Consider the following 22,050-nt stretch of genomic DNA (forward strand, 5'->3'; position numbering starts at 1 on the left):
TAATACCCTAGATGGTATTAAGGAATTCTTTTAGGGACGCTCATGAAAAAAACACTTATCGCATCGGCTTTATTACTAGCAGCACCGAGCTTTGCAGCCGATTGGCAAACTATTCATACCGAAAATTTCAACATTCACTACAGTGTTGAGCATGCTGATTTTGCTAAATCAACTGCAGCAGAGCTTGAAATAGTACGCACCAAAGTGCTTGAGCAGCAAAACAGAGCACTTGATAAAACAGTTGATGTAGTGGTGTTTGATCCCCTAAATGCGGCAAATGGCTTTGCGCTACCTACCTCAAATAACCCTGTAATGGCGCTTTTTACAACCCCACCACAATCCGACACCGTTATATCAAACAGCGCTGGCTGGCAGCAGTTACTTGTACTGCATGAATATATTCACTTAGTGCACTTAGCACAGCCTACACGCAATGACTGGCAGCAAAAAGTACGTGGCATATGGGATTTATACGACTTAACTTACAGTGATACACCGCGCTGGGTAGCCGAAGGTTATGCCACATTGATTGAGTCTAAAATGACGGGCCGTGGGCGTTTATTTGATAACTACTCAGAGTCAATACTGCGAGAATTTGCTCAGCAAGGTGCATTGCCAACCTATGGGCAATTAAATGGCGAGCAGGGCTTTATGGGCGGCTCAATGGCGTATTTAATGGGTAGTCGCTTTTTAAATTGGTTAGAGCAAAATTATTCAGAACAAACACTCGATAGTGTTTGGACGCGAATGCAAGGCGTAAAAACGCGTGATTTTGATGAGGCATTTAGCGGTGTGTTTGGGCAAAGTGCAGCCAAGCTATATCGCCGATTTATAGCTGAATATACCTATAAAGCAATGCAAATAGAGCAAGGAGAGCTGTTACTTAATAGTGAACTTTGGCTTGAACTTAACTTATATGCAAGTAACCCAGTACTTTCAAAAGATGGTAGTAAAATTGCGATTGTTGAGCGAGATAAAGAGAGTAATACCAAGCTTATAATTTATAGCACGGATGACAACATTAAAGCGCAAGAAGAGTTTACTAAAGCGCAAAAAGAGCTATTAGAAAACGATGCACAAGATATTCCCGATACAGCGCCAAGTGTGTTTAAGCGCGAACAAAAACAAGTGCTTAATCAAATTAACCGAGCTGGTATTGCAAACCCGCAATGGGTAAATAATACAACGTTGTATTTTAATGCGTACAGCAATGAAGAGTCGGGTATTTATAACAAAGTGTCTGACATATTTAGCTATAACACTGACACTGGAAATATTACACAACTTACCGAACTTGCTGGTATACGTCGTTTTAGCGTAACCAGTAACGGTGAAACCTTGTATGGCGAGCAAATAAGGGATGGCTACTCTGAATTAGTAAAGGTTGATCTCAATACGCAAACCATCACACCATTATTTACAAAAAGCCTTGAGACAACTTACGATTACCCAATACTCAGTCCTGATGAAACTAAATTAGCTTATTTATCAACGTCATTAAATGAAAACTGGCAATTGTATATACAAGATGTAGGCGACAATCAACAGCAATTAGTACCTATGCCAAAAGGGTATCAATATTTAAGTCAGCCTAGCTTTAGCCATAATGGCGAGTCACTTTACTTTGTTGCAGGCTTAAATAGCGCTACTGATATTTATAACTACAACATAGAGAGTAAAATACTCAGCAAGTTAACTCAGGGGCAGGAAGCCGTTGCCCACCCGATTGAAATGGCTGATGGCTCGTTACTCTATTTTTCGATAACCGCAGATGGGCCAAATGTAAAAACATTGCCAAAAGCTATAAACAGCACTGTAGTTAATGAATTTTCGGCTAATAAAAAAGCACCGCTGCTCATTGTAAACGAACATACGCTTCCAAAAGCTAAAATATATACGCGCCAAACACCGCAGCAAACAAATTACAACGTGCTCGACCAGCACGCTACTTTTGCACTAGGAACGCAGTATTATTCGGCTTCTACCAGTTTGTTAGATGTAAGCATTAAAAGTAGCGATTTATTAAAGCAGCTCGACTTACAAGCGGGTTATAGCACTGATTTACACGATGGGGCATTGCACGGTGGTTATGTGCAGGCAAAGTATAATGCGCTTGATGTAAAACTGAAACTTGCACTGTTTGACTATAATTTAAATACATCGCGCCAGTATCAACAAAGCCTAAATGCAGATATGGATGCCCGTGGTGGTTTTGCTGCAATAAGTTACCCCGTTAAATTTGGGCAGTTAAGTTTAACGCCAGAGCTTGCCTACAATTACACTGATTACAAACAAAGCCATAAAAATTGGACGCGTTTAGGCGTTGCTCAAAATTGGCAATATGATCGTCAAGATTTTGCGATAGGCCAAAGTGTTTATGCGAGTTGGTACGATGGCAGTAGTAAAAGTAGTAATTGGCAAGGTTACGATTTAGCCGCCAAAATTTTTGGTAAGGCGTTTGGTATTCCTCTTTATGCAAACTTTTCTCAAAAGCAACGTGATGACAGCAGCCTTGCATTAGGTGGCTTTAGCTCAAATCTTATTAATCAGCAGCAAAATAGTGAATATGTACTTTCATCTGAGCTGCCTTTTTATAGCGCAACTACAAAGCGCTATCAAGGTTACGGTGGCGGCTTTAGCTTTAAAGAAGGCATGCCGTGGCTTTATTATAAGCAATATCAACTCGACGGCACCGTATACGCACAAAGTTACGGGATAAAACACCAAGGTGATTTTAGTTTTGGAATGGGGCCTGCTGGTATAAATGACTTAACGTTTAATATGGGACTGTCGCGAGTAGAAGGCGACAGTTTTGAGGATGAGATGCGAGCGTGGCTGAGCTTTTATTACTCCCTTTAGCGTTTAAAGTTAACCACGGTTTGGCTAAGTTATTTGTTCATTTGTAACGACAGTAACTTAGCTTGATATACATCGAGTTTTTGATTATCACGTTCTAGTTCAATTGCTTTCTCAAGTAAGGTTTGTGTTTGTTTAATATTACCTTGTTGATAGCGAACTTTTGCGAGTTCCAAGTATAGTTCAGCAATGTAAGGCGCTTTAGTAATAGCTTGCTCAAGGTGTGCTTTAGCCTGATGAGCGTGGCCAGCTTGTAAGTCGTTTTTAGCGATTACTAGTAATTCGTATGGGTCTTTTTCTTTATTAACTAATTGTGAAGTGAGCTCTTTAACAAGCTCTTTGTCGCCTAGTTTTTTAGCTAAAAGCTGATAGTTACTGATTAAATTAATGCTTATTTCATTATTACTAAGTGCTGTTTGATAGATGTTTTTAGCGCTTTGTAAATCACCTGCCCGACGATGCAAAACGCCCGCTATATTAAATAATTCAGGATCATTGGGAGTGTATTTGTTTGCTTGTAAAATAAGTGAGTAAGCAATATCCAGCTGTTTGTCTGCTAGCGCTGTTGCAGCTAAATTACTGTAAAACTTAGAAACTAAATCGTTATAATCTGCACTGCTTGAATAAAAGCTGCGACGGGTAGGAAAGTAGTCGATTAAGGTGCCCGCTCTGAAAAATTCAACAATATTATCATCTTTTTTCTCTACTTTTGGGGCGTATACTCTTGTTCTAAAGTGGCTTGCTACATAAACAACGTTATTTTCTTTTGCGTATACAGGCTGACTTGTTACTTCTTGAAAGCTCGTTTCTAATCCGAGAGCTTGTGCATAGCTTTGTGTTAAAACAGCTAAGCTAATGCAGTTGCCTTGCGAAAGTTTTAAGGCTTGGGCTGAAGTAAGTGTATCGCCGTGGTATTTAAAGTTAGCTAAGTTGCTTTCGAGGTAGTTGTAAATAATGCGGTCATGACGGATTTCAGACTGTTTTTGTTTTTCGGCATAGGCTAAAAATTTTTCTTTTTCAGCATTTGGCAGCTCGAAAATGCTGTACTCAGAAGGAGTGTCGAGTTTATTAAACAAAGAATGGTTTAACAGTTGTTCAAGCTCTATTTGTTCTGCTTGCTGAACCTTGGTTGTGTTACATCCAACTAAATATAAAAAAGTAATACAGACTGCTATTTTATAAAACATCATAAACCCACTCCATTGTTAAATTTTACATTACAATGTGGTGGGTTTTTAATCAAGCACTTGCTGTGCTGCGTTTACTTGAGCGATTTTTTTGTGATTGCTTTTTACGTTTACGGCGGGTAAACCACAAGTAAAAACCAGTCCCTGCTAGCCACACTGGGCTTAAACCAATTACGCACCACAGTATTTTACTTATTAGCCCTGCAAAGTAGCCAAAATGAAGTTTTCTAAAGCTATCAATTACTTGCCAGCCAACGCCAACTTCGCGAATATCCCAGTTAGTTAAATGTTTGCCTGTTTGCTTATCGTAGCTAACCGTATTGGCATATTCGCTCGCAAGTGGGTTGGCGGTATCGACTTGGCCGAATAAGGTGATATTTTCGTCAGGCTCGAGTGGCATAACTAAAAACGTACCATTAAAAGTGGGTATTTGCTTTTTACTGTCATCGAGTATGTGTTGAAACGAAATATCGCTATTGTGCAAGTTTTTGGTTAGTACAAAGTGCTCTTCCTCAGCGTGTTCAATAACTTCGTGATACCACACCGCCCAGTTAAAGTAGCCACCTGTAATAGCTAAAATAATAATGATGGGCGACCCTATCACCCCCGTCATTTTATGAATGTCGCTAAGTACAATTTGCAGTGTTGCACGCCAGCGCACACTAAATAGGCGCTGCCAAAATTTACGATAAATAATAAGTCCTGTAATACCTAATACCAATAAAAACAGAGCAAAAAAGAAGCCTAGTACTGTGCCTGTTTGCCCTGGCAGGTTTTTAAAGTCGTTAAGTAAAAAGGTGTAATGCAGTTCTAAAAACCAATCAGTAAAATAATGGCTGGTACCAACAGGCTCCGACAAAATGTCACCCGTATACTGGTTTAAATGAAACTTATACCATTGCTCTGTCCCGCGTTTAACTAAGTAAACCCGATCAGCAGTATCATCGTTAAATATCTCCCAACTACCTACTACATACTCAGGGTAAGCAAGCTCTGTTTTTGCGATTAATTTGTCGATTGGCATGCGCTCTGGCAGTGCTTTTACAACATAGTGACTGCTTGGCATAAGTAAGCCATCTATTTCACTTTTAAAAACTAATACGCTTCCTGTAATACTAATAACAATCAAGGGAATGAGAGCTATAAGAGCGATCCAACTGTGAATTTTAAAAAGAGTTTTTCTCATAGATAGTTTTATATATGGCAGCTAATGACTTGCGCATGATAACAACTATCATTTTCATTTGATAGTTTGTGAGTAGGTTTCCCCTTAAATAGGTAAACCGTGAACTTAATTCTACGGTTTTTGTATACCTAGCTTGCCAGTACCTAAAATAAGAATATCTTATTTAGTTGAGTTAAATTTACGCAGCTCTACAATGCCGCGCTCATAGTAAAAGCCTTTTAAAACAGATGTTTATTAAATGTTTTTATTTCTGTTTTTAATTAACATTTATGTAACGAGCGAGGTTACTTTGGCGCATTATTTGCCTATATTGTCTTCATTTATTTTGGTTTTTAGTTTTTTACCATTACTAAACAAAATTCGAAAAAATCGTAGTGTCTCTGGTTTGTCACTATTAATGATGACATTTGGATTAGCACAAAGCCTTTATTTTATAACCTACAATATTTACTTTGAGCGCTATTATATTGCGTTACCATTTATTGTAACCGGTGTGTTAAACGGGCTTATTTTATATTTTTTTGCACGTTTCAACGCAGCTAAACGAGAACGTGTACAGCTGGTTACTATGCTAGGTTTTTCGTTACTGCCTTTTTCACTGCTTTTAAATTCAAGCCTTGATACTGCAACGGTATTAAGCGCTTTAACGTATGTTGGCCTTGTGATGAGTTCGGTACGTGTTATGCCGCAAACTTATAAAACATTGCGTACGGGGAATGTGAGTAATTTAAGCGCGCGCTACTTTAGCTTGCAGTTTATTGCTGGTATTTGCGGCTTAGTTGTTGAGCTTACAACAGTTGCTCCAAGCACGGCGCACTTACTTATGTTTATTATGCTATTGCTTACCAATGCTGTGCAATTTGGTTGTATGCAATACTATAGAATGCGACCTGTAATGGCTTAAAAACAAGCTACTTAAGTTCCTATTTAACCTAATTTATGGCAAATTACTTTATCTAACAAAAGGATAAAGTATGAATTGGAATCAGTTTGGCTATATTTGCCGTGTTAATAGCTCTAAAACACTAAGTACAGAGCAAAAAGATGAGCTAACTACACAGTCCCATTTAAATATGTATGCCAATAGCGGGTCGCATAGTAAATTAGCGCATAATCTGGTGATGCAAATTGCATCTCAAGATGAAGCAACATCGCAAAAGCAAGCTACGTATTATCACTGTTTACCGGAATTAGTTAACGAATTTAAGTTTGAGCACAAGGGCTGGCTTAGTTACTTAACCATTGTATTTGTTATTTATGTTTTATCCTCTTTGTTGTATCAGTCTTTTGTTGTGCCTACTTTTGTAGAGATATATAGCAAGCATACTATTTCTTTAAATCATGTATTTGATGATTATTTTACGTACTGGTATGTGCCAATTATTTTACTCGTTTTATTGCTGAGTGTTATTTTTACCGTTATTTTAAAGCTAAAAAATGTAAGTGCTCTCACAGAGCTAAAGCCTTTTTCGGGTTTATTTAAATTTCTTATTCCTCGTCAATTAATTAATGAGCATAACTCTTTAATTACCACGCTATTATTTCCAAGTAATCATAAAAAGGGTGTTAAAGCCTCTACACCTCAAACCCAGCACTTAGCTCAATGCGAGCTGCTAGGTTTAGAAACCCAAGAAGAATTTAAAGCGTTATTAAAGCAGCAGCTAAAGTTACTTAATACACATATTAAAAGCTTTATAAGTAAGCTCGTTATTGTTTATGGTTTGGTCATTGTTGTGTCTATTTGCTTATTTGTGAAAGCAGCTTATCAACCACTATTTATGCTAGGAGAAGTGCTATGAGAACAAAAGGATTTACGTTAATAGAGTTGATGGTGGTGGTGTCTATTATTGGTATTTTAGCTGCGGTTGCGCTACCTCAATACAGTAAGTATATACAACGAGCAGAACTTGTTGACCCACTTGCAATGGCAGCTGCCATTAGAGAAGACGTTACGGTTTATTATCTTGAAAACAGGCGTTTTCCAGCAAGTAATGAACAAGCAGGTGTACCAGCAAGTAAATTTTTGATTGGCAATCGAGTAACAGGTATTACAGTTGATAATGGTGCTATTCATATTAGCTTGGGTAATAAAGCTTCACAGCTTTTGCAAAATACAGTTTTAACATTCAGACCGGCTGTTGTAACGGGAAGCCCTACAAGCCCAATTGCGTGGTTATGTGGGTTTGACGAGCCGGTAACTGGCATGCAAGCGGTTGGCGAAAATAAAACAACAGTACCAAAAGAAATTTTACCTTCAGCGTGTATATAAAATAGTTTAGGGAATTAAAATGCAATTAGCTATTCATCAAATTGATGCGTTTACGAATGAGTTATTTAAAGGTAACTATGCGGCAGTGATCCCACTAGAATCGTGGTTAAGTGACGATTTAATGCTAAAAATTGGTGCTGAGAATAACGTATCTGAAACGGCTTTTACCTGCCTGCAAGACGATGGAAGTTTTGTTATTCGCTGGTTTTCGCCGTTGATGGAAATCGACTTTTGTGGTCACGCCACACTTGCGGCTGCCTATGTTTTATGTGAAGAGCATAATATATCGCAAATTCGCTTTGTTGCTGATGCGGTGGGCGAGCTAATCGTTAATAGAAACGCTGATGGCAGCTTTGCAATGACCTTTCCTAAGCAAGCACCGGTTGAGGTACAAAATGTACCGCAGCAATTGCTTGATGGCTTGTCTATACAACCGAGTAAAGTGCTTAAAAATCGCCAAGCTTACTTTGCTATTTATGAAAATGCCGATCAAATACTTGAATTAAAAACTAACTCAGAGCTTTTAAAAATGCTTTATCCACTAGATGTAGTGGCTACAGCACCTAGTGATGATTACGATTTTATATCTCGTTATTTTTGGCCTGCAAGCGGTGGCGACGAAGATTATGTAACGGGCTCAATTCATACTGGCTTGGCACCTTACTGGGCGCAGCAATTGGGTAAAACTACGTTAAGCGCTTATCAGGCTTCAAGCAGAGGCGGGCATTTAATTTGCAAAGTGGATGATACAACCGTCACTTTGACCGGGCATGCTGTAAGGTATTTAAAAGGCACTATTTATATTTGAACTGTGAATTAAGTTATAAAAAAGGCCACGTAAATCGTGGCCTTGGTTTACTCTATTAGTAGAGGTATTTTATGCTTCTAGCGCTTTTGCAATTAAACGATCAATATATTTCTTATGCGCTTTAGTTGCTGTATCTGCACCCCAAGCAACACTGATATCGGCTATTTGAGTTAGCTGATATAACGCTGCTGTTTTAGCTAAGTTATCGTATTTGCTTGCTTTACCAAGGCCTGCAATCGCGATTAGCTGGTTAACATACTCAATTTGTAAGTTGTGGCTAATAGAGTTTGCGTCTTTGCTTTTCACAAAAATGCTGGCAGTTAAATCTTCCATAAACTGAGTTAGGCTATATTCGTTACCGTACAGAGCTGTGTCAGAAATACGCAGTAATACCGCTGGGTGTAATAGCTGTGCAAGTACAGACTTTTGCATTCCTAAAATCATTTGGTGTGCTTTAGGGTCTTCATTTTTGCCAAAGTGATTAAAGCCACGACGTTGCAGCTGTAAGTAGCTATAAAGAGGTTGCATGTTTTGTAGTACATCTGGCGCAAATACAAACTTTGCTAGTATATCCATTGCTTGTGTTTGACGCTCAAGCGATACCGGTGTAAATGGTTTATCTGCATTTGTATCACCCACTACAGCGCGCTCAACGTATACGCCACCAATCTGGCGAGAAACCACACCTGCTTGAGCTCTGTATTGACCAAATAAGCTATTAGCAGAGGTAACAAGCTGTTGGTAAGACTCACCTTTAACCGTTGCTTTATCTTTTAGCTCAGTAAATAGTTTATTAATTAGTGCCATACGATCTGCGCCATAGGCAGCAGGGTTTGACGACAAATCACCAATCATTACACGTGGATCGATATGGCGACCTGGTGCGCGCATATCGTCTGCATCGTTACCAAAGGCAAGGGCATGTTCACTTGAACGAGCAAGTATTTTTTCAAGTCGAGCTTGCTCAGCAGCTTCATCTGCAAGCGCTACGCTGTAGCCATAGTTAATTGCCCAATCATCGTAAGGACCAGGTTTTGTTTGAAAAATATCACCTTGCTGCATACCAATTGGGGCAATGTTAGCGGGTGCATAATCCATAACAGAACCGGTTACTATGCCTTGGGTTTTGTTTTTATCGTGTACTTCTTTTTCATCCCACAAAATTGATGATTTCATATTATGGTTAAGACCTAAAGTATGGCCAACTTCGTGAAGTACCAGTTGCGTTAAACCTTGGCGAAGCATTTCTTTATCTTCAATTTTGTCGCCGCTAGCAAGGCCTTTGGCAAGCATTAGATTTTGTTGAATCTCATGCCCAAGAGAGCAATTTAGCTCGCCGGTATTTGTTGTTTCACCGTGGCTCATTGTTCCTTGTGTGAAAAGCGTGTCGTAAATCCAGCGGTTTTTCATAAATACAAACTCAAGCATAATGTCTGAGCCCAGTATTTCACCTGTTAATGGGTTAGCAAGTGCTGGTCCGTATCCGCCAAATGGAGGCTTAGGTGACGAAGTCCAACGCAGTACGTTGTAATTGATATCGCCCGCATCCCAGTCTGCATCGTCTGGTTGTACTTTTACCTCTAAGGCATTTTTAAAACCGGCTTTTTCAAAAGAGGTATTCCACGTTAAAACAGCGTCACGAATAGTATCGCGCCATTGGATTGGTGTGGTGTTTTCTATCCACCAAGTAATTGGTTTTACTGGCTCTGAAAGCGCTGCACTTGGGTCTTTCTTTTGTAAGTCCCAGCGTTTTATAACATCTTGATAAGGTGCCCAATCGGTAGATGTCATTTGATCGAATTGATTTGTAAAATAACCAATGCGCGCATCATCCATACGTGGTGCGTAGTTATTGCTAGGTAGAGCGACAAACGAGTGCTGAACTTTTACCGATACGCTACGCGGGTCGCTTACTGCATTTGAGCCACGTACCGTTGGGCTTGGGTTAGTAAATACGTAATCAACAACCACGTCTAAGTTATTAGGATATGGACGTTGTTTAATAATGCGTGATTTTTTATCGTCTAGTTTACCTACTTTAAAGCGTTTTTTAGCGTTTTTATCTGCTGGATTTGGTGTAGGTGATACTTTATGAAGTGCTTCGCTTAAAAATAACTTATTTACATTAAATGCTATTTTACCGTCTTCTTCTTTTTCTATTTTAATGCTCGCAAGTACCGCTTCACTAATATTGGCATCACTTGCTTTTGAAATTGCACTGCGTTCGTCAAATTTGTAGCGAGGTGTTTTGCTAATAATATCGATACGGTCAAAGTATTTTCTAAATTCAATTAACTTAGTTTCGCGGTAAGAACCACGATAATGGCCTGCATCTGTAACGCCATCGACAGTGTGCGCAAAATACACAAACGGCGTATTGAGTTGGGATTCGTTAATCACCATAAGGTGCTTACCGGTTTTTTCATCTTGATAAAGGCTAAATATACCGGCAAATTCGGTTTGTCCTTTGATCATTTCGCTAAGTGTTTTTGACTCTTTTTCGTCTTTTTTATCGGCTGCAAATGCATGGCTGCCAAACGCTAAGCTAAGCGCAAGGGTGATGGTCGTTAATTTCATTTTGAGACTTTTAATATTTGTTAATTTAATTGGACTGTACGTAAATTAATTTAATTTCGCACATCTTCGCGATGAAATTTAAGTGTTTAACGCTAATTGACTGATATTAGTGAATAAAAGTTTGTAACAAAATATAACGAATGAGATGAGCTGCATGTAAAGTTATATTCTATAGCCCTAAATAGCAGTGGCTTATATGTATTTGCAACAGTTGCTTACAAATGTCACCTTAATGTTTCATATGGCTCTGGTATTATGGCGTTAATAGAATTTTGGGGATAATAGGATATGCAAACAAATTCACTTAGATGGGTTTTTCCATTTGTGGCGCTCATTGTTGGTGTTGTTGGCTTTATGGGAATAAATGCCATTGCACAAGAACCAGAAAAAAAAGAAGTAACTGATACTCGTCCAACAGTGCAAGTTGAGCCCGTGGCTGCAAACGATCATCAAGTTATTATTAATAGCTACGGTGAAGTAAAGCCTCTTGAAAATACACAGCTCTCGGCGCAGGTGTCGGGCGAGGTGTTAAGTTGGCATCCTAATTTTGTAGCCGGCGGCATAGTTGCTCGCGGTGAAACGTTATTCACTATCGAAAAAGACAACTATGAAGCAGCAGTACTTGTTGCAGAGGCCGAGCTTGCTCGCGCACAAGCGGGTTTAATAGAGGAACAAGCTCAAGCTCAAGTAGCCGAAGACGAAGCCAAGCGCTTTCCAAGTAAAGCGCGCACAGATTTATTTTTACGTAAACCTCAAGTGCTCAGTGCTCAAGCATCTGTTAAGTCGGCGCAAGCAGCATTAAAGCGCGCGCAACGTGATTTGGATAATTGTGATGTTACAGCCCCTTACGACGCATTGGTGATTAGCCGAAATATAGGTGTTGGACAGTTTGTCACTATGGGTTCGCAAGTTGCTGAACTCAATAATATTGAGACCGCTGAAGTGATTATTCCTATCGCAGGGTTCGATAGCGTTTTTTTGCCAGAACGTATTAAAGGTATTACCGCAACGATTATTCAAAAAGGCCTAAACAGCTTCACCCGTGAAGGTGTAATTGACCGCGACCTAGGGATTGTTGATAACGCTACGCGTATGAGTAGTTTAGTAGTGCGTATAGAAGACCCATACGGTCTTAAAAACATACAACCAGCCATTAAGTTTGGCAGCTACGTACAGGTAAATTTTGCAGGTGCAATGCTTAATAATATTTACCGCTTACCGCAAGCTTTAGTTAACAACCAAACTGTGTGGGTAGTAAACGAAAACCAAGAACTAGAGCCACGTAAAGTAACGGTTATTCGTGAAGAGGGGGAGTATTTTTACATTAGCAGTGGTTTAAATGCCGATGATAAACTTGTTATTACTCTACCTGAATACCCGCAAAAAGGAATGCAGGTTAAAATTGCAGGTGGAGCTACAAAACCTGAAAGCTCAGAAACGAGCACTTCAAACACGCAACAGCTGTAGGGTGTAATAGTTATGAGCGAGTCAATACAACAAAAACAAACAGGGCTAATTGCCTACTTTGCTAATAATTCAGTAGCCGCTAATTTAATGATGTTTTTTATCATTATTATGGGGGCTATAAGTTACTTTACGATTCAGCGTCAAATGTTTCCTAATGTAGAGATTAACTACATTAATATTGAGGCTAATTACCCAGGTGCCTCTCCTCAGGAAATAGAAGAAAGTATTCTTATAAAAGTTGAAGAGTCACTTAAAGATATAACCGAAATTAAAAAAGGCGTGTATCGCGCATTTAGAAATGGCGGTACAGCAAGTCTTGAAATAAACACCGATGCAAAACTTACTGATGTGCTTGATAAAGTAAAGTTGCGTGTTGATGGTATTGCGACTTTTCCGGCCGGTATGGAACCGGTCACCATAAGTCAGGTTGAGTTTAGGCAAGACGTAATAGGTATGACGCTCGTTGCTGATTTACCACTTACAGAGCTTAAGCCTATAGCAAACCAAATAGAGGATGAGTTACTACAGTTATCTAACGTGTCGTTAGTGGTAAACGATGTTCCTCTTGATGAAATAGCAATTGAAATAGAGCCTGATACGCTGCGCCAATATAATCTAACCCTTAGTGATGTAATGAATGCGGTACGCCGTTACTCAGCTAACTTTTCGGCGGGGCAGCTAAAAACAGACGCAGGTGTTATTTCTGTTCGCGTCGAGAATCAGTTTTACTCAGGTGAAGAGTTTAGGCAAATTCCGGTAAAAATTGGCGAGTATGGCGCTAAAGTTTTACTGCAAGATATTGCAGTTATTAAAGATCAATTTACCGAAGGTGAGCGCTACTTTAAGTTTAATGGCGAAAACGCGGTGTATTTATCGGTAAAAGCAACGCAAGAGCAAAACATGATTCCCGTTGCGGATTCGGTTAAAGCGTTTATTGATCAAAAAAATAAGCAGCTACCGCCAGGTATTCGATTAGAGCCATTAATGGATATGACCTACTACCTAAATGCTCGCCTTGATATGATGAAAGCTAACCTGTTTCAAGGTGCAATTTTGGTGGCAATTATGTTGTCGTTATTCTTGCGATTTAAACTAGCGCTTTGGGTAATGATTGGCTTACCTGTATGTTTTTTAGGGGCCATGATGATGATGCCGCTATTTGGCATTAGCATTAATATTATTTCGTTATTCGCTTTTATAATGGTGCTCGGCATCGTGGTGGATGATGCCATAGTGATAGGGGAAGCTGCCTACACCGAAGTTGAAAAAAGCGGCGGTGGTGTAGAAAATGTTGTGCGTGGCGCTAACCGAGTCGCGACCCCTGCAACCTTTGGTGTGTTAACAACGATTGCTGTATTTGCACCATTCACAATGTCGAGCGGGCCAGAAAGTGCCTTCTTTTGTGGTATAGCTGTTGTAGTAATGCTGTGTTTAGTATTTAGTTTGATTGAATCAAAGCTGATACTGCCAGCTCACATTGCTCATACGCACTTTTCGCCGATTAAAAAAGGTGGCTGGCGCGATCGCTTCAATACACGCTTTTTTGGTTTCGTAAATGGCCCATACAAACGTTTTATTGCTAAGTGTGTTGATTGGCGCTGGACTGTTTTGTTTGCTTTTATTGCAATGTTTATAATCAGTATTGCACTTATTACGTCTAATAAAGTACGTACAGTTCCAACTCCTAAAGTGCCGCACGACTTTCCACAAATACAAGTAGAAATGAACGACAACGTTTCTGACTTACAAACCATTGCTGCTATTCGTGAAATAGAAGCTATGGTACTTAGAGTCGATGAAGAAACTGAGCGTGAGTTTGGTCAAAAAATTATTCGTGATGTATTGGTATTTAATCAAGGCAGAACCGAGTCGCAATTACTTGCGCCATTGGTTGACGAAGACTCACGTCCATACAATGCATTTGAGCTTTCGCGTCGCTGGCGTGAGGCTATGCCGACTATTGCTGGTATTAAGTCGTTAACTATTCAAGACGATGTTGGTGGCGGCGGTGGTAATGGCGGCGGCGAGTTTGGCTATTTACTGTATGGCTCAGACATAGATACTTTAAATCAAGCGGGTCGTCGTTTTATTCAATTACTTCAACAGCAAAAAGGGTTGTTTGATATTAGCTCAACCATAGATCCTGCGAGCAAAGAAGTGCAAATGAGCCTTAAACCAGTTGCATACGATTTAGGCTTAGATTTGGCAGGTATTGCAAATCAAGTGGGTGCTAGTTTTTATGGTGGCGAAGCACAGCGCGTAATCCGTAACGGCGAAGAAGTACGCGTAATGGTACGTTATCCTAAACTGACTCGAGAGGCATTTTCATCGCTTAAACACACCATTGTTACTACCCCGCAAGGTCGAGAAGTGCTTCTTGGTGATGTAGTAGAGCTAAAAGAAACGCCAGGTATTAGCTATATACGCCGCGAAGGTGGCTACCGTACTGTGTATGTTTATGGCAATATTGATGAAGAGCAAATTGAGCCAGGCGAAGTGGTTAAGCAAGTAAAAGAAAACTTACTGCCACAGCTAATTGAAGAATTCCCAAGTGTTAAATCAGAGCTTGGTGGCGCCATTGAAGAGCAGCAAGCTCAAGCTAATGAGCAAATAATGTTTTTTATTGGCGGAATGATTTTAGTATACATACTGCTAGCTGTTCCGCTTAAAAGCTATTCACAACCGCTTATTGTAATGTCGGTTATTCCGTTTAGCTTAACTGGCGCTATTTGGGGTCATTACTGGTTTGATTTAGATATGAGCTTAATGTCGGGCTTTGGCTTAATTGCTGCTGCAGGCGTTGTTATAAACGACTCCCTAGTAATGACCGATTATGTAAACCAAGTTCGCCGCGAGGGTGTTAGCGTTAAACATGCAGTAATAGAAGCAGGTTGTGCCCGCTTTAGAGCAATCTTATTAACATCAATCACTACCTTTGCTGGTGTATTGCCCATTATGTTTGAAACAAGCCTGCAGGCTAAGTTTGTAATACCTATGGCAGTAGCACTTGGCTTTGCTGTTATGTTTGCAACGTTAATAACGCTTATATTAGTACCGTGTTTATATATTATTTTAGGTGATATTGGTGCCGTATTTAAACGCCCATTTAAAAGCCGAGCTGTGAAAGTCTCGTAGATAAAAAACATAAAAAAGCACTGACCGTTATTAACGCTCAGTGCTTTTTATTATCTATTTATTGTTGTTAAACTGGCTACAACAATAATTAATCTTTAAATTGCTTATGGCAATCTTTACAGCCTTTAGCCCATGCGCCAAAAGCTTTACCAATTACGGCCTTATCGCCTGATTGAGCCGCTACTGCTAGCTCATCTGCGTATTGTTGAAATGCAGTTGCTTTTTTCATAAAAGTATCGTTTTCAGACCAAACAGCAGCAAGTGCAGCTGTGTCGCCTTTATCTGTTCCTTCGTAAAACGCTTCCCATGGCATTTTTGAAAGTGCAGCTGCGTTGTTAGCACGCTTTTTAAATTGCTCTGCGTCAAAAGGTACTTTACCTTTTAGCATTGCGCCCATGTCACCAATTTGTACTGAGATCATTGAAAACGCTGCTTGGCGGTATTCAATCGCGTCACTTGGCTCTTTAAATGCAGAATTTGCCGATACGCTAAATGCACACGTTGCCAGTGCTATTGTTGCTAATACTTTTTTTAATTTCATGTTTGCCCCTTTTAAAGTAATTGTTAATCCTGTTTTATATTAGCTTCTTTAAATGTTCAAGTTAATATATGTGCATAATAATTGTTTCTTTAACTAAGCATACAATGATTACCGTATCGTTACATCAATTGCCTTTATTGTTAATGACTGTAAACACCTCGTTGTTATTTTGATTCCCGTTGTGTAACTTCCCCCCCCATCATAAAAATAACTAACAAAGAGAGTTCATGAAAAGTAATATTTTTAAAATGTCAGCATTGTCTGCTGCAATAGTGGTATCACTTTCTGGTTGTGGAAGTAGTGATGACGATAATAAAAGTAGCGTACCATTAGTTACTGACGTAGCGCCTAAAGCGAGCGATGTAGTTGTTGTAGATTTAAAACAATGGATCCCTGTTACTGCAGAATTTAAAGCCAGCGATAACGATGGCGATGCACTTACATTTAGCTTCACTGAAAATGGTGAAGAAGTGGTTGGAGAAGATGGCGTATTCACATTTAGTCACGGTACTCTAACTGTAGAGGGAACATCATTTACTTATGTTCCAATGACGGATGATAATGCAGTTATTGATTACACTGTAAACGCAAATGGTAAAACGGCTTCTGCACAAATAAACATTTCAGGAGTTGTTGGTGACCCATTAGCAAATCAACAATGGCACCTAAATAATACAGGCCAAAAAGCATACTCATTAAGCGATGAAATGAAGCAGGGCTTAGTTAATTTATATGTAAATCTATTTGGCGATACCGAAGAAGCAGCGCAAGCAGATGTTGATGCTAGTTTTGCTAATGCAGAAGCTACAGGTTTGGTTGCTGGTGAAGATATGAATGTAACAGCCGCTTATGCTCAAGGCGTTACAGGTGCTGGTGTAACTGCTGTTGTTGTTGACTCGGGTATGGAAATTCGCCACGAAGATTTAGTAGATAACGTATTACCAAATCGTTCTCTAAACCTTAACGCTGAAGCACTGGATCGTACAGACCCTACAAGTACATCAAACAGTGGTGACCACGGAACAAGTGTTGCCGGCTTAATTGCAGCAAAAGGTTGGAATGGCAAAGGTGGCCGCGGTGTTGCACCTGATGCAGGCTTAATCGGTATGAACTACCTTGGTGGAGAGAAAGTAGCACAAACTGATTTACTTGCTCATGGCTTCCCTGGTAGTGGTATTAGTACGTCTGAGAATATTTCAGCGTTTAACCGTAGTTACGGTATTACGTTCCCAGCATTCTTTGGCTATTCAGAATTAGATGAAGCAATTGAATCTTACCCTAACCTTAACCTTCGTGATGGTAAAGGTGCGCTAAATATGAAATCTAGCGGTAACTCATTCGTTGATGGCAACAGAGAAGGCTCGTTTTGTACTGATAATGGTGCAAATGACTTAGGTTTAACTTGTTACAATGGCGCATTTGAGCCAAGCCAAGGGCATCCTTATTACTTGAGTGTTGCTGCAGTAAATGCGAACGGTGAGCATACTAGCTATTCTACAGCGGGTGCTAACGTAATGGTGTCGGCTCCAGCAGGTGAATATGGTCGTTTTGCTCCTGCAATGGTAACAACAGATCAAATGACGTGTATTAATGGCTATTCAGGTTTCAATGGTGGCTCTATTACAGCATGGGCTGCAGCTTACGGTGAAGAGTTTGCTGCAAGTCAGTATCCATTTAACTATCCAGGCCATGCAGATAATGCAAGCTGTAACTATACTTCAACGTTTAATGGTACATCATCTGCTGCGCCAAATGCATCGGGTGTAGTATCGTTAATTCTTTCAGCTAATCCTGATTTAACATGGCGTGACGTTCGCCATATCCTTGCATCAACTAGCACTTTAATTGATGGAGATAATGCTGCTGTTAAATTAACAGTTGGTGAAGGCGAGTTTGTTGCTCATGATGGTTGGGTTGAAAACTCTGCCGGTTATAACTTCAACAACTTGTATGGTTTTGGTCGTGCAGATGCTGGAGCTGCGGTTTCTATGGCTAAATCTTACGATGTTGCTTTAGGTGAGCAAGTTATTACTCAGTGGAGTGGTGTTGGTTCAGCAGTTGCTGAAGATGCACTTGCACTTGAAATTCCTGATAACAATGCAACGGGTCTTACACAAGAAATTGAAGTGACTGAAGAGCTTAGCATTGAAGCAATGCAGTTTAAGTTTGATGTAAGCAATGCTGAAATGAGCTTTGGTTTAAGTGATGGTACACAAAGTTCAGCCGGTACAGATTTAGCTATTGAAGTTACATCACCAGCAGGTACACGTAGTGTATTACTATCTTCTAAACAAGCGATGTTATATCCAGCATACAGTACTTCAATTGGGTTCATTAGTGGGTATGTTTTAAAAGATGCAGTAATGCTTTCAAATGCGTTTTATGGTGAGTCGACTAAGGGTACTTGGACAGTTCGTTTACTAGATACAAGTGCAAATAGTTATGCATTTAGTGATGCTCCGGATAATATTTTTGGTGGCGTAATAACGGGTATTACTAACAATAGCTCAGCGAGTATTTTAGAGGGTGTGTCTTTACGCGCATTCGGTCACGCAGGTCAAGAGTAAGGATTATCAAAATGAAAATAAATAAATTAATCGTATTAAGTACTGCTGCGTGTATTTCTTTAAGCACTACGGCAAACACAAGCTTTGATGAAAGGCTTCAATTACCAAAAAAACAAGTGTCTAGTGTTAAGTATACTAAAGCTGACTTTGGTTCTTATAAGGTAGAGAGAAATTTGCGCCTAGTGCCTTCAAGTGTTGCTGCCGATGAGCATGTAGTTATGCAAAAAGGCGATATGGCGGTTGTAAACGCTGCAAGCACATCTGATGTAGTAACTAAAGGAACTTTAGTGCGTAACGTTTTAACCAATAGCTTAAGTTCTTTATCAGGTAATATTACGGTACTTTTAAAAGATGGTATGACTGCTAGCGACATTGCTGCAGTGGCTGGATTAAAAGTGGTGTCTGTATTTCCTGGTACTAAGATTGCCGTTTTAGCAGTGAATGATGGACAAGATATTTTAGTTGCAGCAGAGCAGTTAAATGCTTCAGGTTATGCTAAAGAAGCTAGAATTGAAGTGCTAGAGACGATTTATACTGCACAATAAGTTATTTTATTAAATAAGCTTATTTAATAAAAACCCCGAGTAACATTAGTTGCTCGGGGTTTTTTTATAAAAAATTAATCGTTTATATCAATATCTGCAAATATCATCCCGCGACGCATACTTCTTGTTGCTAAGAATACCTCACCAAGTAACGACATAAATGCACATATAAGTAATGCCATTGCTGCTACAAAGCAACTTGCAATGGTAACGCCTAAGTTTATAGATTGAATATGCGATAAAAATAACAACATAACCACAGCACATACAAGCAATGCGCTTAATACACTTAAACTAAAAGCAATATGTATACATCGAGAACGCTTTAAAAGAGCGCGCAGCTCTGTAGCGAGTGATTTATTAAAGTCCTCGTCAGTACTTACTTTTAATCTGCGTTCTAACTGACGTGCCCTATCGGTAATTCGTGCCAAACGATTAGATAAAACACCTAAAGTAGCGGCAATACCCGTGATCAAGAATACCGGGGCAACAGCTGTTTGAATTACTTTAGCCATAGTTAAAATATTTATTACTTCGTTATTCATTCCTACCCTTAATCAGTTGAGCTTGAAAATGACTTATATATCTACAGAGTACCTGATGTAGGCTTATTAAGAAAAGAGGAATTACGTTGATTTACTTTACATAGCTTCACAAACTAAATCACAACACAGATTATTTTTAGGTATATTTAATTACTTAATAAAAAATAAAAACCAACAAGGACTTTGACTGATGAAACGTACTCCATTCGCACTTGCTGCATTATCGCTAGCTATTTTAAGTGGCTGTAATCAAGCCCCTGAAGAAACCAAAAAAAATAATACACAAGTTAAAACGGTTCAAATAGCCCAAGCTATTGCCCCAGTTGCTAAAAAAGTGCCTCATGAGATGACTATTCATGGTGACACACGTGTAGATAATTACTATTGGTTACGTGATGACGAACGTAAAGCGCCAGAGGTGATTAACTATTTAGAAGCTGAAAATACATACACAGATGCAATGCTTGCACATACTAAAACGCTGCAAAGTGAATTGTTTGAAGAGCTAAAAGGGCGTATCCAAAAAGACGATGATTCAGTCCCAGTTAAAAACGGTGATTATTTTTACTCAACGCAAACACGTGGCGATAACGAGTACACTACTTACTTACGCAGCAGCGATTTTGCAGGTACCGATCAGCAAGTTATTTTAGATGTAAATGAGCTTGCGAAAGGCCATGATTATTATGCAGTAAGTGGCTTAAATGTAAGCCCGAATGGCAATTTAATGGCTTATGGGGAAGATACTGTTAGCCGTCGTATTTATAGTATAAAAATAAAAGATTTAACAACCGGTAAATTACTCGAAGATACACTTGAGGGCACCAACGGCGGTATAGTTTGGGCAAACGATAATAAAACTGTTTATTACATTAAAAAAGATTTACAAACTTTATTAGGTTATCAAGTTTATCGTCATACATTAGGTACACCACAAGCTGATGATGAGCTAATTTACGAAGAAACTGATACCAGTTACTACATGGGTATGAGTAAAAGCAAAGATGAGTCAGAAATTTATATTTGGCACAGCAGCACAGCAGCATCAGGCGTATCGGTACTAAGTGCTGATGATGCTAAGGCAATGCCTAAACGCTTAATTGAGCGTGAAGCAGGGCTTGAATATGAAATATCTAAACTAGGGAATACTTACTACATTGTAACTAACTTAGATGCTGTAAATTTTCAGCTGATGAAAGTGGATATTGATAAAGCAGGTGACAAAGCAAATTGGCAAAGTGTGATCCCAGCGCGCGATGATATTAAGCTCGAAGGCATTGATTTATTTAATGACTACTTAGTTTACCAAGAGCGTGAAATGGGCCAATCAAAGTTGATTGCGCGTGATTTAAAAACAGGTAAAGAGTTACCACTGAGCTTTAACGATAGCGCTTATACAATTGGTACTTATGGTAATAACGATATAGATAGCAGCACGTTACGTGTTTACTACACAAGCATGACCACTCCGGGCTCATCATACGATGTAGATTTAGCGACTGGCGATAAAAAACTACTTAAACAGCAAGCTGTATTAGGTGATTTTGATGCTGATAATTACGCCTCAGAGCGTATTTTTGTAACAGCACGTGATGGCATAAAAGTACCAGTAAGCTTAGTTTACCGTAAAGATGCGTTTAAAAAAGATGGTACTAACCCGCTACTGCAATATGGGTACGGCTCTTATGGCGCAACCATGGACCCTACTTTTTCAAGCACGCGTTTGAGTTTACTTGACCGTGGCTTTGTATTCGCAATTGCCCATGTACGTGGCTCGCAAATGCTAGGTCGTCCTTGGTACGAAGACGGCAAGCTACTCACTAAAAAGAATACGTTTAATGACTTTGTTGATGTAACTAAAGCATTGGTTTCTCAAAAGTATGGCGCAAAAGATGAAATATTTGCGTTAGGTGGCAGTGCTGGTGGCTTATTAATGGGCGCAGTAGCAAACCAAGCGCCTGAACTTTATAAAGGCATGGTTGCAGCGGTACCGTTTGTAGATGTAGTAACCACGATGCTTGATGCGAGTATTCCGCTTACAACAAATGAATACGGCGAGTGGGGTAATCCGAACGAAAAAGCGTACTACGATTACATGCTGTCTTACTCGCCATACGACCAAGTATCTAAGCAAGCATATCCTAATATGCTAGTGACGACTGGCTTGCACGATTCACAAGTTCAATACTTTGAGCCTGCAAAATGGGTTGCTAAGCTGCGTGACTATAAAACTGATGACAATAAGTTATTGTTTAAAATAGATATGGAAGCAGGGCACGGTGGTGCATCGGGTCGCTTTAAACGCTTAGAAGATACCGCGCTAAACTATGCATTTATGCTTGATTTAGCGGGTATTAAAAAGTAATT

15 protein-coding genes are annotated in these 22,050 nt (G+C 39.5%); 10 read left to right on the top strand and 5 right to left on the bottom strand.

Translation table 11 applies throughout. The features are described from left to right. Window positions 1-42 precede the first annotated feature (42 nt). A complete protein-coding gene (locus tag QMA08_RS16570; protein WP_290174982.1) occupies window positions 43-2,859 on the top strand; it encodes a hypothetical protein in 2,817 nt (938 codons plus the stop codon). Between the two features lie 29 nt (window positions 2,860-2,888). Here QMA08_RS16570 and QMA08_RS16575 read toward each other — a convergent pair whose 3' ends face one another. Together QMA08_RS16575 and QMA08_RS16580 are read right to left on the bottom strand one after the other, a co-directional pair. Beyond that, entirely contained in the window at window positions 2,889-4,046 is a 1,158-nt protein-coding gene (locus tag QMA08_RS16575) for a tetratricopeptide repeat protein (RefSeq protein WP_290174983.1), read from the bottom strand. A gap of 49 nt (window positions 4,047-4,095) precedes the next feature. Then, window positions 4,096-5,229: a PepSY-associated TM helix domain-containing protein gene (locus tag QMA08_RS16580; RefSeq protein ID WP_290174984.1), complete on the bottom strand. Its 1,134-nt coding sequence runs from the start codon at window positions 5,227-5,229 to the stop codon at window positions 4,096-4,098. Between the two features lie 289 nt (window positions 5,230-5,518). On the opposite strand from QMA08_RS16580, the gene QMA08_RS16585 reads away from it, so the two are divergent. From QMA08_RS16585 to QMA08_RS16600, 4 genes are all read left to right on the top strand, one after another. After that, window positions 5,519-6,133 (top strand): PQ-loop repeat-containing protein, encoded by a 615-nt coding sequence (locus QMA08_RS16585; protein WP_290175013.1) that lies wholly within the window; start codon window positions 5,519-5,521, stop codon window positions 6,131-6,133. Window positions 6,134-6,203: 70 nt separating this feature from the next. Beyond that, complete coding sequence (locus tag QMA08_RS16590; protein ID WP_290174985.1) at window positions 6,204-7,028, top strand: hypothetical protein; 825 nt, start codon at window positions 6,204-6,206, stop codon at window positions 7,026-7,028. Then, window positions 7,025-7,498: a pilin gene (locus tag QMA08_RS16595; protein WP_010554538.1), complete on the top strand. Its 474-nt coding sequence runs from the start codon at window positions 7,025-7,027 to the stop codon at window positions 7,496-7,498. The genes QMA08_RS16590 and QMA08_RS16595 overlap by 4 nt, the downstream gene beginning before the upstream one ends. A 19-nt stretch (window positions 7,499-7,517) precedes the next feature. Next, window positions 7,518-8,306: a PhzF family phenazine biosynthesis protein gene (locus QMA08_RS16600; protein WP_290174986.1), complete on the top strand. Its 789-nt coding sequence runs from the start codon at window positions 7,518-7,520 to the stop codon at window positions 8,304-8,306. 69 nt (window positions 8,307-8,375) lie between these two features. On the opposite strand, the gene QMA08_RS16605 is transcribed toward QMA08_RS16600, so the two are convergent. After that, window positions 8,376-10,883: a zinc-dependent metalloprotease gene (locus QMA08_RS16605; protein WP_290174987.1), complete on the bottom strand. Its 2,508-nt coding sequence runs from the start codon at window positions 10,881-10,883 to the stop codon at window positions 8,376-8,378. Between the two features lie 288 nt (window positions 10,884-11,171). On the opposite strand from QMA08_RS16605, the gene QMA08_RS16610 reads away from it, so the two are divergent. After that, a complete protein-coding gene (locus QMA08_RS16610) occupies window positions 11,172-12,350 on the top strand; it encodes an efflux RND transporter periplasmic adaptor subunit (RefSeq protein WP_290174988.1) in 1,179 nt (392 codons plus the stop codon). Window positions 12,351-12,362: 12 nt separating this feature from the next. Then, on the top strand, window positions 12,363-15,485 hold the full coding sequence (locus tag QMA08_RS16615; protein ID WP_290174989.1) for an efflux RND transporter permease subunit: 3,123 nt from the start codon (window positions 12,363-12,365) through the stop codon (window positions 15,483-15,485). 88 nt (window positions 15,486-15,573) lie between these two features. On the opposite strand, the gene QMA08_RS16620 is transcribed toward QMA08_RS16615, so the two are convergent. Beyond that, the gene (locus QMA08_RS16620) at window positions 15,574-16,026 is read right to left on the bottom strand and encodes a cytochrome c (protein ID WP_024595584.1); all 453 of its coding nucleotides are present in this window, start codon (window positions 16,024-16,026) and stop codon (window positions 15,574-15,576) included. A 227-nt stretch (window positions 16,027-16,253) separates the two neighbouring features. On the opposite strand from QMA08_RS16620, the gene QMA08_RS16625 reads away from it, so the two are divergent. Continuing rightward, complete coding sequence (locus QMA08_RS16625; RefSeq protein ID WP_290174990.1) at window positions 16,254-18,593, top strand: S8 family serine peptidase; 2,340 nt, start codon at window positions 16,254-16,256, stop codon at window positions 18,591-18,593. Window positions 18,594-18,604: 11 nt separating this feature from the next. After that, window positions 18,605-19,138: a hypothetical protein gene (locus QMA08_RS16630; RefSeq protein WP_290174991.1), complete on the top strand. Its 534-nt coding sequence runs from the start codon at window positions 18,605-18,607 to the stop codon at window positions 19,136-19,138. A 74-nt stretch (window positions 19,139-19,212) separates the two neighbouring features. On the opposite strand, the gene QMA08_RS16635 is transcribed toward QMA08_RS16630, so the two are convergent. After that, a complete protein-coding gene (locus QMA08_RS16635; protein WP_002960170.1) occupies window positions 19,213-19,683 on the bottom strand; it encodes a DUF2721 domain-containing protein in 471 nt (156 codons plus the stop codon). A 190-nt stretch (window positions 19,684-19,873) separates the two neighbouring features. Between QMA08_RS16635 and QMA08_RS16640 the strand changes: the two genes are divergently transcribed. After that, entirely contained in the window at window positions 19,874-22,048 is a 2,175-nt protein-coding gene (locus QMA08_RS16640; RefSeq protein ID WP_290174992.1) for a S9 family peptidase, read from the top strand. Window positions 22,049-22,050: the final 2 nt, after the last annotated feature.

Source organism: Pseudoalteromonas sp. APC 3355 (genome assembly GCF_030407615.1).
Classification (GTDB): Bacteria; Pseudomonadota; Gammaproteobacteria; order Enterobacterales; family Alteromonadaceae; genus Pseudoalteromonas; species Pseudoalteromonas distincta.